Source organism: Acidovorax sp., from assembly GCF_046294525.1.
Lineage (GTDB): Bacteria > Pseudomonadota > Gammaproteobacteria > Burkholderiales > Burkholderiaceae_C > Acidovorax.
The window spans coordinates 1-15,022 of the sequence record NZ_JBKBKQ010000025.1 but is presented as its reverse complement, the minus strand read 5'-3'; the positions used below and the strand labels follow the sequence as shown (position 1 = coordinate 15,022).

Genomic DNA, 15,022 nt, shown 5'->3' with positions numbered 1-15,022 from the left:
GGTACTCGCAGGCTGGGTCAGGCGTTGACGGCGGCGAACTGGCGTGTGTCCACCGCCGCCTTGTCGAACTCGAACCAGGGGTCGGGCTCGCCGTCCAGCGCAAACTGCAGCTGCTCCCACAGGGCTTGGCGGCCCGCGTGGTCTTCCAGGATGCGCTTTTTCACATAGTCCAGGCCCACACGGTTCACGTAGTGCACCGTGCGCTCCAGGTACCAGCCTTCCTGGCGGTACAGCTCACAGAAGGCGCCGGTGTACTCCAGCACTTCCTCGGCGGTTTTCAGCTTGGTGAAGAAGTGCGCCACCTCGGTCTTGATGCCGCCGTTGCCGGCGATGTACATCTCCCAGCCCGAGTCCACACCGATGATGCCCACGTCCTTGATGCCGGCCTCGGCGCAGTTGCGCGGGCAGCCGCTAACGGCGAACTTGACCTTGTGCGGTGCGTACATGCGCCACATGGCGCGCTCCAGGTCCTTGCCCATCTGCGTGCTGTCCTGCGTGCCCATGCGGCACCACTCGCTGCCCACGCAGGTCTTCACCGTGCGCAGGGCCTTGGCATACGCGTGGCCGCTGGGCATGCCGATGTCCTTCCACACGTTCACCAGGTCTTCCTTCTTCACGCCCAGCAGGTCGATGCGTTGGCCGCCCGTGACCTTGACGGTGGGGATCTTGTACTTGTCCACCGCGTCGGCAATGCGACGCAGCTCGTCGGCCGTGGTCTCGCCGCCCCACATGCGCGGGATCACGCTGTATGTGCCGTCCTTCTGGATGTTGGCGTGGCTGCGTTCGTTGATGAAGCGGCTTTGCGGGTCGTCCTTGGCCTCTTTAGGCCAGGTGCTGATGAGGTAGTAGTTGACGGCCGGGCGGCAGGTGGCGCAGCCGTTGGGGGTCTTCCATTCCATGAACTTGTAGACATCGGCAATGGTCAGCAGCTTGTTGGCGCGGATGGCGTCGCGCACGGCCTGGTGGCCGTGGTCGGTGCAGCCGCACATGGCCTTGGTCTTGGGCGTGGCGCTGTAGTCGCCACCTGCCGTGAACATGATGATCTGCTCCACCAGCCCGGTGCACGAGCCGCACGATGCGCTGGCCTTGGTGTGCTTGCGCACGTCGTCCAGCGTGAACAGGCCCTTGTCCTTGATGGCTTTGCAGATGGCGCCCTTGGTCACGCCGTTGCAGCCGCACACCTCGTCGCTGTCGGCCATGGCGGCGGCCTTGCTCTGGCCCTGGTGGCCGGTGTCGCCCAGGTGCGATTCGCCAAACATCAGCTTGTCGCGGATGTCGCTCACGCTGCGGCCGTCGCGCAGCAGCTTGAAGTACCAGCTGCCGTCCACCGTGTCGCCATACAGGCAGGCGCCCACCAGCTTGTCGTCCTTGATGACCAGCTTCTTGTACACGCCGCCGAAGGGGTCGCTCATCACGATCTCCTCGGTGTTGTCGCCGCCCTGGAAGTCGCCCGCTGAAAAAAGGTCGATGCCCGTGACCTTGAGCTTGGTGGACGTGAGCGAGCCCTGGTAGCGGCCGATGCCGAACTCGGCCAGATGGTTGGCCAGCACCTTGCCTTGCTCGAACAGCGGCGCCACCAGCCCGTAGGCAATGCCCCGATGCGCGGCGCATTCGCCCACGGCGTAGATGCGCGCGTCGGTGGTGGTCTGCAGCGTGTCGCTCACCACAATGCCGCGGTTGACGTGCAGGCGCATCTTCTCGGCCAAAGCCGTGTTGGGCCGGATGCCCACGGCCATCACCACCAGGTCGGCGGGCACCTCGGTGCCGTCCTTGAACTTGACGCTGGCCACGCGGCCTTCGGCATTGCCCACCAACTCCTGCGTCTGCGCGCCCATCAAAAAGCGCATGCCGCGGTCTTCCAGCGACTTCTGCAGCATCTTGCCGGCCACGTCGTCCAGCTGGCGTTCCATCAGCGTGGGCATCACGTGCACCACGCTCACGGTCATGCCGCGCTTCATGAGGCCGTTGGCGGCCTCCAGTCCCAGCAGGCCGCCGCCGATGACCACGGCGTGCTTGTACGTAGCGGCGGCGTCGATCATGGCCTGCGTGTCGGCAATGTCGCGGTAGGCCAGTACACCCTTCAGGTCTTTGCCGGGGATGGGCAGGATGAAGGGGTTGGAGCCGGTGGCGAGGATGAGGCGGTCGTATTCGGCGGTGACCACATCACCGTCCTTGCTGGTGGCGCTGACCACGCGGCGCACGCGGTCCACATCGGTCACGGTGAAGCCGGTGTGCAGGGTGATGTGGTTGTCGGCATACCACTGCCAGTCGTTCAGGATGATCTCGTCGATGGTCTGCTCGCCTGCCAGCACGGGCGAGAGCAGGATGCGGTTGTAGTTGGGGTGCGGCTCGGCGCCGAACACCGTGATCTCGTACAGGTCGGGCGCAATCTTGAGCAGCTCCTCCAGCGTGCGCACGCCGGCCATGCCGTTTCCTACCATCACCAGCTTGAGCTTTTTCATCGTGGGTCACTCCGTCCGTTCTATCGCCTGGGCCAATCGAGAAACAAAAACAAAAAAGGCGTCCACACGATGCGGCTTCGAGGGGATTCGAAACTGCATGTGGGGACGCCTTCGTCCTTGCAGCTCTTCCGTGCGCCGTTGCACCGACGAGCTGCGTGGCCCTGCCGGGCCGTTGCGCTGTTCTAAGCAATGCCCGTGCCAGAAACCGTCTCTGCGCTTGCACTGAACTGGTGAGGGCGCTTGCTGCCTGGCTTGCACGCGGGCACAGGCGTGCAGCGTGTCGGCGGGCCTGGTCCTGTGCTGCGGTCGGCGGACAATCCGCACAGGTCCGGCGCGCAGCGGGGTGCCCGGATGGTGCACGGCGTTCCGCTGTGCACCACCTTGGGCACGAAATCTGCGTGGAGCTGGTGCATGAGTTTTGAACTGGACTATGGCCAGACCTCGTTGGCCGGGCGCAAGGACGTCAACGAAGACTTTGCCGCGCTGGTGGCGGGGCAGGGGCGCGAGCGCGAACGCGGCTGCGTGGCTGCCATCGCAGACGGCGTGAGCGCTGGCGGCAACGGCCGCGAGGCCGCGCAGACCACGGTGAACACGCTGGTCAGCGACTACTTCGCCACCCCCGAAACCTGGGACACCACCGTGGCGCTGGACCGTGTGCTGAGCGCCCACAACGGCTGGCTCGCGTCCATGAACCGGCGCCGTCAGCCCGCTGTGGGGCTTACCACCGTCACCGCGCTGGTGCTGCGGGGCCAGTCGTACACGCTGGCGCACGTGGGCGACACGCGCGCCTACCTGCTGCGGGGTGGCCGGCTGCAGCTGCTGACGGCCGACCACGTGATGTCGCAGCACGACTTTGCCCACCAGCTCACCCGGGCGATGGGCCTGGACGACCATGTGGTGGTGGACTACAGCCAGGGCGAGGTGCGCAGCGGCGACATGTTTGTGCTGGTCTCGGACGGCGTGCACGGCAGCTTGCCTGAGCGCGAGTTGCGCCAGCTGCTGCGCCACAGCACGCTGCCGGCCCAGGCCCTGAGCGAAGCGCTGGTACAGGCCGCGCTGCGCCGCGGCAGCAGCGACAACGCCACCGCGCTGGTGGTGCGCGTGCAGGGCGCGCAGGAGGCCACGCTGCAGGACGAATCCCGCCGCGCCCAGCACCTGCCCGTGCTGCCGCTTTTGAAGGTGGGCGACCGCGTGGACGGGCTGGTGGTGACGGCTCTGGTGGCCGACAGCGGTATCCACCGCATCTATCAGGTGCGACACCCGCCCACCCAGCGCCTGTACGCGCTCAAGACCCTGGTGCCCGCCCGGGCGCATGACGCCGAAGAGCGCGCCACGCTGGCACACGAGGCCTGGGTCGCGCGGCGCATGCAGTCCGGCCACGCCGCAGTCCACCTGGCGCGCCTGAACACCTGGCCTGCGGAACCCGGGCCGGCAGCGGTGGGGGCGGAGGGGCCCGATGCACCAAGCGCCAGCGCGTTCTACCTGCTGTACGACTGGCACGCGGGCGAAACCCTGGGCCAGCGCCTGCGCAGCCAGCAGCCGCTGGCCGTGGCGCAGGTGGTGTCGTTGGTCATGCAGGCCGCCCAGGTGTTGGGCTGGCTGCACCGCCAGGGCGTGGTGCACCGGGACATCAAACCCGACAACCTGCACCTGGGCGACGACGGCGTGCTGCGCGTGCTGGACCTGGGCGTGGCCCTGTCCGGCCGCGAGCCAGAGGCCACGCGCCGCCTGCATGCCGGCACGCCCAGCTACATGAACCCCGAGCAATGGCCGGGCTATGAGCGCAGCGACGACACCGAGGGACAGCTGCCAGACGCCGGCAGCGACTTGTTTGCGCTGGGCGTGACGCTGTACCAGCTGCTCACCCATGGGCGGCTGCCCTATGGCGATGTGGTGCCGTACCAGCTGGGCCGCTACCACCGCGACCCGCTGGCCCCCAGCCGCCACAACCCGGGCGTGCCCATCTGGCTGGACCACATCGCCCTGAAGGCCGTGGCCCGCCACCGCGCGCAGCGTTTTGAAACGGCGGAGGAGATGCTGCTGGCGTTGGAGCGCGGCGCATCCCGCCCCCTGTCAGCCCCGGGCCCTCAGCCCTTGATCGAGCGCGACCCCGTAGCGCTGTGGAAGATTGCGCTGGTGGTGAGCGTGCTGCTGAACCTGCTGCTGGTGTACTGGGTGCTGTTTCTGCCCAGGTAGATGGAAGTCGTTTGCTGCGAAAAATATAGCTGCCAGCGCTTTCTGGATAAGCGCTGTGGCCATTTTTAACTTTTGAAACGGCTCGGTGTTTTGAGTGGGGCGCTTTCCGACAAGGGGAGAGGCGCTGCCGCGCCTTCACGGCTTGCGCCGATCACGCGCTGCGCGCGCGCCCACCTTTCTAGCGAAAGTGCGGGCAATGCTGCGCATTGGCTGGCTACGCCAGCTCAGGCACTGCGTGCCCGACCGCCCTTTTGCTGGAAGTGTGGCGAGCGCTTGCGCGCTCACCGGCTGCGCCGGTCATGCGCTGCGCGCACGTCCACCCTTCTCTGCCCACGTACGCGTCCAGCGGATCTGCATCACCCGCAGCAGCACCAGCATCGCTGCCGCGCACACCGCAATGGCCACAAAGCCCCACAGGTACGAGCCGCTGTACTGGCGCGAGATGCCCATGGCGTTGGGGATGAGGCCGCCGCCCAGGGCACCGATCTCGCCAATCATGGAGCCGGCCACCGCCGTGGACAAGGGCCAGCGCAAGGGCACCAGCTGAAACAGCGCGCCGTTGCCTGCGCCCAAAGCGGCAAAACACACCAGGAACAGCAGCATGGTCACGGGCAGCGAGTTCTCCGCCAAGCCGCACAGCACCAGGCTGACGGTGGTGATGGCCAGCACGCCCGTCAGCGTGTTGACGCCGCCCCAGTGGTCCGACAGCCAGCCCCCAAAAACGCGCAGCGCCGCGCCCAAGAACGCCGCCAGCATCGTCAGTTGGCCGGCCTGCACCTTGCTCACGCCAAACTGGTCGTAGAAGTAGCTGGGCAAAAAAGTGGTCAGGCCGATGAAGCCGCCAAACGTCACCGCGTAGATCAGGCTGAACGCCCAGCCGTCTTTTTCAAACAGGCAGGCAATGTGCTCGCGGAAGGTGGCGTGGGGCGACAGGTCTGGCGGCTCCTTGGCAAAGATCGCCATCACCACCGCCGGCACCGCCACGCTCACTGCGGCAAAGCCGTACACCGCCTGCCAGCCAAACTTCTGCGCCAGCGCCGGGGCCAGCAGCGCGGCCACGGCCGTGCCCACGTTGCCTGCGCCCACGATGCCCATGGCCAGGCCCTTGTAGCGCGGCGGGAACGAGCCCGCGCCCAGCGACAGTGCCACGCCAAAGCTCGCCCCCGCCACGCCCAGCAGCACGCCCAGCGCCAGCAGCTCGTTGTAGGTGTGCACGAACAGGTAGCCGTAGCCCATGGCCACAAAGATGCCCGCCATCTCCACCAGTGTGGCGTTCTTGCGGCCGATGTACTGCGCCAGGATGCCCAGCGGAAACCGCATCAGCGCGCCCGCAAAAATGGGGATGGACAACATCATCCCCATCTGCGTGGGCGTGAGCCGGAAGCTTTCCTGGATGAACGGCGCCATCGCGCCATTGATCACCCAGACCGCGCACGAAAAGCCGAAGTAAAGGAAAGACGACCACAGCGTGGGCGCGTGGCCGGATTGGAGAAACTGGCGAAATTGAAGCATGGAGGTGTTGTGCAAGGGGCCTGCGGGATGTACGTCGTCCCCGCAGCCCGGCCAGAAAACAAAAAGGCGCCTGCACGAACCACGCAGGCCTTGCGGCCACATCGCACTTCGTGAAGACGCCAACGTCCTGTTCGCCCAATCCGCCATTGCACCGGGCTGACCTGCGGCCTCCGTTGGCCGCGGGGTGTTTCAAGCAATGGCCGTGCCAGACCTTGGCATGGCTTGATTTGGGTCAAATTGGCTGGTAGCGCTTGCCTACAAAGCGCTGGCAGCTATCAAATTTGAAGTTATCATGCTCCACGCCAACCCAAGTTGGTGCGTTGCAAGCCGCCGGCCGCACGGTGTTGGTGTGGCGCACCAAACTGGGCCAGCTGGCGCGCGTGTGCGAATTAACTGTTTCAAATCAAAGCCAATCCACTTAGGATGTTTTCAGCTTCCATGGCCGCGTTCAATTCTCGGCTCTGGGTGGCGAGGCTTCCATCAGGAGGGATCCCATGCGCGTCAATCTTCCGGTCAGCACCCAGGAATATGCGTTTCCCAAAGGCCAGACCCTGGTCTCCACCACCGATCTCAAGGGCCGCATCCTGTACTGCAACCCGATGTTCATCGAGGTCAGCGGGTACGAGAAGGAAGAGCTCCTCGGCCAGCCGCACAACATGATCCGCCACCCCGACATGCCCGAGGAAGCGTTCCGGGACATGTGGGAGACCATCGCCAGCGGTACGCCCTGGTCCGCGCCGGTCAAGAACCGCCGCAAGGACGGCACCTTCTACTGGGTGATGGCCAATGTCACGCCGCTGATGCAGGGCGACCAGCCCACCGGCTACATGTCCGTGCGCACCGAAGCCACGCGCGAGCAGATCCAGGCCGCCGACCAGCTCTACAAGCAGATGCAGGCTGAGAAGCAGGCGGGCCACATCGTGCACACCTTCCGTGCCGGGGTGCTGGTCAAGAACACGCTGTGGGGCCGCGTGGCCAATGCACTGCGCCTGGGCCCGCTGGGCAAGATGATGACTTGCACGGTGCTGCTGGTCATCGCGTCGTGGTGCGCCGCGCTGGTGGGCGGGCACAGCATGTCGCTGGGCGCGGGTGCGGCCTGGCTGGCGGTGCTGCTGCTGGCGCTGGGCATGGCCGTGTACCTGCACCAGGTGACCGTGGCGCCGCTGTCGCAAATGCTGCGCTGGGCCAACCGCATGGCCGCGGGCGACCTTACACAAAAGATCGCGGCCACGCGCACCGACACGGTGGGCGACCTGCAAAAGGCGCTGGCCCAGCTCAATGTGAACCTGCTGTCCATCGTGCGCGATGCGCGGCAGGAGAGCGAGCACATGCAGACTTCCACCCGCGAGATCGCCCAGGGCAACCAGGACCTGTCGTCCCGCACCGAAGCGCAGGCCAGCAACCTGCAGCAAACGGCGGCGTCGATGGAGGAGATCACCGGCACCGTCAAGCAGACCGCGGAATCCGCGCGCCAGGCCACGGTGCTGGCCACGCAGGCCACCCAGGTGGCCGAGCGCAGCAGCGAAGCGGTGGACAGCGTGGCCAGCACCATGAAGCAGATCCAGACCGCCTCGGGCCGCATCAGCGAGATCACCCAGCTCATCGACTCCATCGCGTTCCAGACCAACATCCTTGCGCTGAACGCAGCCGTGGAGGCCGCGCGCGCGGGCGACCAGGGGCGGGGCTTTGCGGTGGTGGCGTCGGAGGTGCGTAGCCTCTCGCACCGCACCCTGTCCGCCGCCAAGGAGATCCGCCAGCTCATCGACGATTCGGCCACCAAGGTGAGCGAAGGCCATCAGAAGACCGACGCTGCCCAGAAAACCATGACCGAGTCGCTGGAGCTGGTGCGCCGCGTGAACACCCTCATCGGTGAGATCCACAGCGCCTCCAACGAGCAGCTGAGCGGCATCTCGCAGGTCAATGCCGCCGTGGCGCAGCTGGACACCATCACGCAGCAGAACGCCGCGCTGGTCGAGGAAAACGCGGCGTCGGCCATGCAACTCAACGGCCAGGCGCAGACGATGACGGAAACCGTGCAGGTCTTCCGCATTGACGCGTCGGCACCCAGCCAGGCGAGGGACGCGGTGGCGCTACGCAGGGAGATGAAGGGCGCATCGTCCGAGCGGGCGCTGGCCGCAGCTTGAGCGGCATTGCGGGGCACGCAGGCGTCGAAACCCGCGCGGCGCCATCGCCAGTGCCACCGTGGAACTGGCTTCTCCAGGCCATCGGTGGCGTCCCCGTGGGCGGAGGCCGCGCAGCGGTGCAACCGGGGCTACGTACTACCGCGCACTGTCAGCTCAAACCCAAGGTCCACTGAATTGCGCTCGGGCACATCGCCCCGCATCAGTGTCAGCAGCATTTTTGCGCTGGCTTCGCCGATGGCCGAACGGGGCGTGCGCACGGTGGTCAGCGGCGGCAGCATCTGGTCGCTGCCTGCCAGGTCGTTGAAGCCGGCAATCGCTACCTGGCCCGGAACCGCCAACCGCAGGCGCTGGGCAGCCAGCAGGCCGCCCTGGGCCAGGTCGTCGTTACAGAAGAAGACGGCGTCCACGCCGGGGCGGGTGCGCAGCACTTCTTCCAGCAGTTCGGCACCCAGGCGGATGGACGAGGGCTCGGGGCTCAGCAGCTCCAGCCGCGGGTCGTACAGGCCGGCCTCGCGCAGGCAGCGGCGGTAGCCTTCGGCGCGCTGCATGGTGCGTGGGTCGAGCTGCGCGGCCACAAAGGCCACCTTGCGGTAGCCGCGGGCCAGCAGGTGGCCGGTCATGCTGTGGCCTGCCTCCTGCTGCGAAAAGCCCACGCAGTACACGCCAGCGGCGGAAGTCATCTCCATCAAGTGCACGCAGGGCACGCCGCTGGCGGCAATCATCTGGCGCGCGGCCTCGGTGCGGTCAAAGCCGGTCACCAGCAGGCCCGCTGGGCGGTGGGCCAAGTAGGTGCGCAGCAGTTGTTCTTCTTCCGCAGGGTCGTAGTGCGTCACGCCGATCAGGGCTTGGTAGCCGTGGGGGAAGAGCGTGCGGTGCACGGACTCCAGCACGTCCACGAAGAGCGCGTTGGACAGCAGCGGCACCAGCACCGGCACCTGCACGCTGCGCTGCGAAGCCAGGGCCCGCGCGGCTGGGTCAGGCACATAGCCTAGTTGCTGGGCGGCGTCCTTCACACGCTGCACCAGTTCGGATGCCACGCCACGCTCGCCCCGCAGGGCGCGCGATGCGGTGATGGGGCTCACGCCTGCGGCCTTGGCCACATCGCTCAGCGTGGTGCGGCCGCTGGATCGGCGGCGGAAGTCGGTTCTGGCGGGGGGGAAAGAAGCGGGCAAGGGTTTTCCCTCGGTGGTGATCACTTGCAAATGGCTAGGATAGCGCTGTCCGAAATCTCAGACAAGCAGCTTCTGTTGTGGTGATGTGGGTTCGAGACGGTTCTGCATATTTTTTAGCGTCCCTTTGGAGGGATGTTTTTTTGAAGTCAATTGGATAGCGCTACCAAATGAGTTTTGTCTCCTCAGACGTGTTCCTGGTGGTCATGGGCGTTGCGGGCTGCGGCAAGTCCAGCCTGGGGCAGGTGTGCGCTCGCCAGCTTGGATTGCCGCTGCTGGAGGGGGACGATTTCCACTCTGCGGCCAATGTCAACAAGATGCGAAGTGGCGTGCCGCTCAGCGACGAGGACCGCCAAGCCTGGCTGGCCGTCTTGGCTGGGCAACTGCTGGCGCATCCTGCGGGCGTGGTGCTGACCTGTTCCGCGCTAAGACAGCGCTACCGTGATCAACTGCGCGCCGCCGTGCCCCAGTTGAAGTTTGTGTTTCTGAGTCTCACGCAGGACCAGGCGCGCGAACGTGTGGCCGCACGGCCTGGCCATCTGTTCCCGGTAAGCCTGGTGGCCAGCCAGTTTCAAACGCTGGAAGACCCCAGCCAGGAAACCGGCGTGTTGCGCCTGGATGCCACGCTCCCATTGGCCGACCTGGGCAAACAGGTGCAGCGGTGGCTGGAAACCAGCGCCGCTACCGAGTCCCAGCCAGGGGCCGCTCCCACAAGCCACCGCCTGGAGATGTAAGCCATGGCCATTCGCAAATTACTCAAGCACCTGGTCGAGGCGCTCATGGCGCTGAGCCTGCTGGGCATGGTGGTCGCCGTGTTCGGCAACGTGGTGCAGCGCTACCTGTGGGGCACGGGCTGGGTAGCGTCTGAAGAGCTGTCGCGCCTGCTGTTTGTCTGGCTGGTGTGCCTGGCGGCCACGCTGGCCTTTGGCGAAGGGCAGCATCTGGGCTTCGACCTGGTGACTGCGCGCCTGAAAGGCGCTGCTGCGACGGCGATGCGGTGGCTGACGCGCGCACTGATTGCCATGGCGCTGTACTACCTGATCGTGGGCGCCTGGCAGCAGGTGGTGGTGGGCATGGACAGCCGCAGCCCGGTCATGAACTACCCGCTGGCCTTGGCGGCCGGGGGCATCTTGCTCATGGGCGCCTGCATGGCCGCCATCCTGGTGTTGCAGGCCTGGCAAGACCTGCGCGGCACCACGCCGCCCGCTCACCCTACCGCCCCGAAGGCTGAAGCGCCATGACGATTGCTCTGTTCTTGTTTGTGCTGTTCGCCGCCATGACGGTGGGCGTGCCCATTGCCTTCGCGCTCATGCTTACCGCGCTGGCGCTGATGGTGCACCTGGACTTTTTCGATGCGCAGTTGCTGGCGCAGAACATGCAAGCCGGCTTCGACAGCTTTCCGCTGTTGGCCGTGCCGTTCTTCATCTTGGCTGGCGAGCTGATGAACGCCGGGGGCCTGAGCCGCCGCATCATCGACTTGGCGCGCACCTTTGTGGGCCACATCCCCGGCGGGCTGGGCTACGTGGCCATTGCCGCGTCGCTGATGCTCGCGTCCATGAGCGGCTCGGCCATTGCCGACACCGCCGCGCTGGCCACGCTGCTGCTGCCCATGATGCGGCGCCAGAACTACCCTGATGGTTCCAGCGCCGGCCTCATTGCGGCGGGCGGCATCATCGCGCCCATCGTGCCGCCGTCCATGCCCATGGTGATCTACGGCGTAACGACCAACACCTCCATCAGCAAGCTGTTTCTGGCGGGCATCGTGCCCGGCATCCTGATGGCCGTGGCACTGGTGGTGGTGTGGCGCTGGGTCGCCAAGGACAAGAACCTTGCCGTGGCCGAAAAGACCTCGTGGCCCGAGCGCCGCCGCGCCCTGGCTGGCAGTGTGTGGGCCATGATGATGCCGGTGATCATCATCGGCGGCCTGCGCCTGGGCGTGTTCACCCCCACCGAAGCCGCGGTGGTAGCCGCCGTGTACGCCCTGCTGGTGGCCACCCTGGTGTACCGCGAACTCAACCTGGCGGGCATCTACAAGGTGTTTGTGGCAGCTGCCAAGACCACGGGCGTCGTCATGTTCCTGTGCGGCGCGGCCACCGCAGCCTCGTACATGGTCACGCTGGCCGACCTACCCAGCCAATTGGCGCAAAGCATGGGCCCGCTGCTCCAAAGCCCGGTGCTGTTCATGGCCGTGGTCTGCACTTTCCTGCTGGCCGTGGGCATGGTGATGGACCTCACGCCGACCATCCTCATCCTGGCGCCCGTGCTGGCGCCGCTTGCTGCCAAGGCGGGCATCGACCCGGTGTACTTCGGCTTCGTGTTCATCTTTGTGGGCTGCCTGGGGCTGCTCACGCCGCCCGTGGGCACCGTGCTCAACGTGGTGGCGGGCATCGGCCGACTGCGCATGGAGCCCGTCATTCGCGGCGTCATGCCCTTCCTGCTCATCTACATGACCATGCTGGCGCTGCTCATCTTGTTCCCGGTCATCGTGCTCGGGCCGCTCAAGCTGATGTTCTGACGTGCTCTGGAGCGCACTTCTTTCTCAACCCGTTTTTCACCCTGCCTTTTCCATCAAGGAGACAACCATGAAAACTTTCCGCCGTACCCTGCTGGCCGCTCTGTCGGTGGCCGCCATTGCCGCCTCGTTCCAGGCCGCTGCGCAAGACATCAAGCCCCGCATGATCCGCTTCGGTTATGGCCTCAACGAGGTGTCCAACCAGGGCCGCGCAGCCAAGCTGTTTGCCGAAGAAGTGGAAAAAGCCTCGGGCGGCAAGATGAAGGTGCGCGCCATCGGCGCTGCCGCGCTGGGCTCGGATGTGCAGATGCAGCAGGCGCTGATCGGCGGCGCGCAGGAGATGATGGTGGGCTCCACCGCCACGCTGGTGGGTATCACCAAGGAGATGGCCATCTGGGATACCCCTTTCCTGTTCAATAACACCAAGGAGGCCGACGCCGTGCTGGACGGCCCCGTGGGCCAGAAGGTGATGGACAAGCTGCAGGAAAAAGGCCTGGTGGGCCTGGTGTACTGGGAAAACGGCTTCCGCAACCTCACCAACAACAAGCGCGCCGTGACCAAGCTGGAAGACATGGAAGGCATCAAGCTGCGCGTGATGCAAAACAACGTCTTCCTCGACAGCTTCAAGACCCTGGGCGCCAACGCCGTGCCGCTGCCGTTCTCTGAACTCTTCACCGCACTGGAGACCAAGACGGTGGACGGCCAGGAGAACCCCTACAACACCATCCTGTCGAGCAAGTTCTATGAGGTGCAAAAGTACCTCACCGTCACCAACCACGTCTACAGCCCCTGGATCGTGTTGGTGAGCAAGAAGTGGTGGGACGGCCTGTCCAAGACCGAGCAGGGAATCCTGCTCGACGCCGCCAAGAAGAGCCGCGACTTCGAGCGCAAGGACACGCGCGACGAGGCCGACAAGGCCCTCGCCGATCTGAAGGCCAAAGGCATGCAGATCAATGAACTCTCCCCCGCCGAAGCCAACCGCATGCGCGAAAAACTGGGGGCCGTGAACGCCAGCATCTCGGCCAATGTGGGAGAAGCCTTGTGGAAGGAAGTGCAGGGTGCCGTGGCGCAGGCGCGCGGGGGCAAGTGACAACAGCGGCGCTGGATCTTCGTACGTCCCGCCGCTTCGCATGCAGCAAAAAGGCCGAGACCCCGCACGGGGTCTCGGCCTTTTTTCTTGTGCCGTTCGCGTTTTTTCAAAAGCCAACCGCGCACATCGGCTGCGCCGTGGCGCAAGCGGTGTCAATTACAGCGAACCCACTTCGCCCGACGAGATCTTGCCGGCGCGCACGGCGTCAACGGCTTGGGCGCTCACGGCGCTACGGTCGGCGGTGGACGAGTACACCAGGGCGCGCGAGCCGGAGGGGATGGCGCCGCTGGTCTGGGCTACGGTGGCGGCTTCGGCCATCACCTCGGCGCGAGTGCGGTTGGTCTCAAACTTGGCGGCGTACTGCGAAGCGTCGGCTTCATCAGCCTGAGCACCAAAAGAAGCGAAAGCAGCCACAGCGGCGAGGGACAGGAAACGTGCGGTCTTGTTCATGGTGAAACTCCTGGAGAGATGATCAGAAAACGGAGAAAAAGAAAAGAAGCTTTAGGGAAGGGCGTGATGCTGGATTACATCGAGCCCAGTTCGCCGTGGGGGATCTGGCCGGTGCGCACGGCGTCGGCAGCCTGGGCGCTCACGGCAGCGCGGTCGGCGGTGCTCTTGTAGGTCACCACACGCGAACCGGCGGGTTCCTGGCTGCGGGCCTGGGCCACGGTGGAGGCTTCGGCTTGCACTTCGGCGCGGGTGCGGTTGGTTTCAAACTTAGTTGCGAACTGCGAAGCATCGGCTTCGTCAGCGTGGGCGCCAAAAGATGCGAAAGCGGCAACAGCGGCGATGGAGAGGAAGCGGGCAGTGGTGTTCATGATGATGAAGTCCTTCAGTTAAAAAAAGCGTCTCAAAAAAGCCGGGAAGAAGCAGTCAAGGCACGGGCGAAAAACTGGCTGCAACCCGGGTTCGGTGAGTCGCCTTGCGGGTTCGGCTCATCGATGGGATGAACTGTACGCCGCAGGTGTTCAGAGAAAAACTACCGAGTCGCAAACTAACTGTTCCGGTATTGGAAACAATCGGCGGACCGTTTCTGTGCATCACAGGGCTTTGGACCGAAGATTGTTCACAAATCGCGTTGAACATGACCGCAATGGTGCCGGCGGTGTCGCAGTGCGTCGTCTCGTGGTGGTTTCGGTTCTTTTCGGTTTGTTTCGCGTGCTGGCGAATGCAACAGGTGCGAAACAAATGCGTCGAGCCGCGCCGGGAGAGCCCCTATCTGCGTGGGCGCAGACCCTTGAAATCGTCAAGTTTTTTGGCCTTTAGGCGGGACGGTTCGGCACGCAGATCGGGCTTGCGTGGGTTGCGTTGCCGGGGCGAATGGGCTGAAATCTCTCTTGCCTGTTTCAGGTGTTCAGAGGGAGGCTTGCATGACCGTCGTTGCCAAAATTCTCCAGTCCAAACCGGACGCCACCGTTTACACCATTGCGCCCACTGCGTCGGTGCTGGATGCCCTGCAGCTGATGGCGGAAAAGGGCATTGGCGCCCTGGTCGTCACTGAGGGCGATGCCATCGCAGGGATCTTCACCGAGCGGGACTATGCCCGCAAGATCGCGCTGATGGGCCGGACGTCGGCCGTGACGCAGGTGCGCGATGTGATGACGTCCGCCGTGCGTTTTGTGCGGCCCGACCAGACCAGCGAGCAGTGCATGCAGATCATGAGCACGGGCCGTCTGCGCCACTTGCCGGTGGTGGACGGCAATACCAAGCTGGTGGGCATGATTTCCATCGGCGATCTGGTCAAGGACATCATCTCCGAGCAGAAATTCATCATTGAACAGCTGGAGCAGTACATCACTGGAAGCCACTAGAGTACATCCCCCTGAGCAACCGTCTTGGAAGTCAAGCGCAATGGTGATTTGGATTCCATGCGGAGCCTTGCTTAGCGATGGCGTTAAGCATCGTCAGCAGCTTGCGCATGCAAGCCACCAAGGCGA

General features: G+C 65.1%; 12 protein-coding genes. 7 read left to right on the top strand and 5 right to left on the bottom strand.

The genetic code is table 11. The features are described 5' to 3' along the window. Positions 1-17: 17 nt before the first annotated feature. Complete coding sequence (gene nirB, locus ACK4HJ_RS18725) at positions 18-2,462, bottom strand: nitrite reductase large subunit NirB (protein WP_409834372.1); 2,445 nt, start codon at positions 2,460-2,462, stop codon at positions 18-20. 411 nt (positions 2,463-2,873) lie between these two features. Between nirB and ACK4HJ_RS18720 the strand changes: the two genes are divergently transcribed. Further along, positions 2,874-4,658: a protein kinase domain-containing protein gene (locus tag ACK4HJ_RS18720; RefSeq protein WP_409834370.1), complete on the top strand. Its 1,785-nt coding sequence runs from the start codon at positions 2,874-2,876 to the stop codon at positions 4,656-4,658. Positions 4,659-4,955: 297 nt separating this feature from the next. On the opposite strand, the gene ACK4HJ_RS18715 is transcribed toward ACK4HJ_RS18720, so the two are convergent. Beyond that, positions 4,956-6,170 carry an MFS transporter gene (locus tag ACK4HJ_RS18715; protein ID WP_409834368.1) on the bottom strand — a complete coding sequence of 405 codons (1,215 nt, stop codon included), beginning with the start codon at positions 6,168-6,170 and terminating at the stop codon, positions 4,956-4,958. Between the two features lie 494 nt (positions 6,171-6,664). On the opposite strand from ACK4HJ_RS18715, the gene ACK4HJ_RS18710 reads away from it, so the two are divergent. After that, a complete protein-coding gene (locus ACK4HJ_RS18710) occupies positions 6,665-8,314 on the top strand; it encodes a methyl-accepting chemotaxis protein (RefSeq protein WP_409834366.1) in 1,650 nt (549 codons plus the stop codon). Between the two features lie 128 nt (positions 8,315-8,442). Here the strand turns inward: ACK4HJ_RS18710 and ACK4HJ_RS18705 are convergent, their stop codons facing one another. Continuing rightward, positions 8,443-9,486, bottom strand: a complete 1,044-nt coding sequence (locus ACK4HJ_RS18705; protein WP_409834364.1) for a LacI family DNA-binding transcriptional regulator — start codon at positions 9,484-9,486, stop codon at positions 8,443-8,445. Between the two features lie 167 nt (positions 9,487-9,653). Here ACK4HJ_RS18705 and ACK4HJ_RS18700 point away from each other — a divergent pair, with 167 nt between their 5' ends. From ACK4HJ_RS18700 to ACK4HJ_RS18685, 4 genes are all read left to right on the top strand, one after another. Then, positions 9,654-10,217, top strand: coding sequence for a gluconokinase (locus ACK4HJ_RS18700; RefSeq protein ID WP_409834362.1), 564 nt, complete (start codon positions 9,654-9,656; stop codon positions 10,215-10,217). A gap of 3 nt (positions 10,218-10,220) precedes the next feature. Further along, positions 10,221-10,724 carry a TRAP transporter small permease gene (locus ACK4HJ_RS18695; RefSeq protein ID WP_409834360.1) on the top strand — a complete coding sequence of 168 codons (504 nt, stop codon included), beginning with the start codon at positions 10,221-10,223 and terminating at the stop codon, positions 10,722-10,724. After that, entirely contained in the window at positions 10,721-11,998 is a 1,278-nt protein-coding gene (locus ACK4HJ_RS18690; protein ID WP_409834358.1) for a TRAP transporter large permease, read from the top strand. The genes ACK4HJ_RS18695 and ACK4HJ_RS18690 overlap by 4 nt, the downstream gene beginning before the upstream one ends. Before the next feature lie 67 nt (positions 11,999-12,065). After that, positions 12,066-13,085 carry a TRAP transporter substrate-binding protein gene (locus tag ACK4HJ_RS18685; RefSeq protein ID WP_409834356.1) on the top strand — a complete coding sequence of 340 codons (1,020 nt, stop codon included), beginning with the start codon at positions 12,066-12,068 and terminating at the stop codon, positions 13,083-13,085. A 156-nt stretch (positions 13,086-13,241) separates the two neighbouring features. Here ACK4HJ_RS18685 and ACK4HJ_RS18680 read toward each other — a convergent pair whose 3' ends face one another. Further along, positions 13,242-13,535, bottom strand: a complete 294-nt coding sequence (locus tag ACK4HJ_RS18680) for a DUF4148 domain-containing protein (protein ID WP_409834354.1) — start codon at positions 13,533-13,535, stop codon at positions 13,242-13,244. Positions 13,536-13,609: 74 nt separating this feature from the next. Further along, positions 13,610-13,903 (bottom strand): DUF4148 domain-containing protein, encoded by a 294-nt coding sequence (locus tag ACK4HJ_RS18675; protein ID WP_409832613.1) that lies wholly within the window; start codon positions 13,901-13,903, stop codon positions 13,610-13,612. 552 nt (positions 13,904-14,455) lie between these two features. Between ACK4HJ_RS18675 and ACK4HJ_RS18670 the strand changes: the two genes are divergently transcribed. Continuing rightward, on the top strand, positions 14,456-14,896 hold the full coding sequence (locus tag ACK4HJ_RS18670; protein ID WP_409834353.1) for a CBS domain-containing protein: 441 nt from the start codon (positions 14,456-14,458) through the stop codon (positions 14,894-14,896). Positions 14,897-15,022 lie beyond the last annotated feature (126 nt).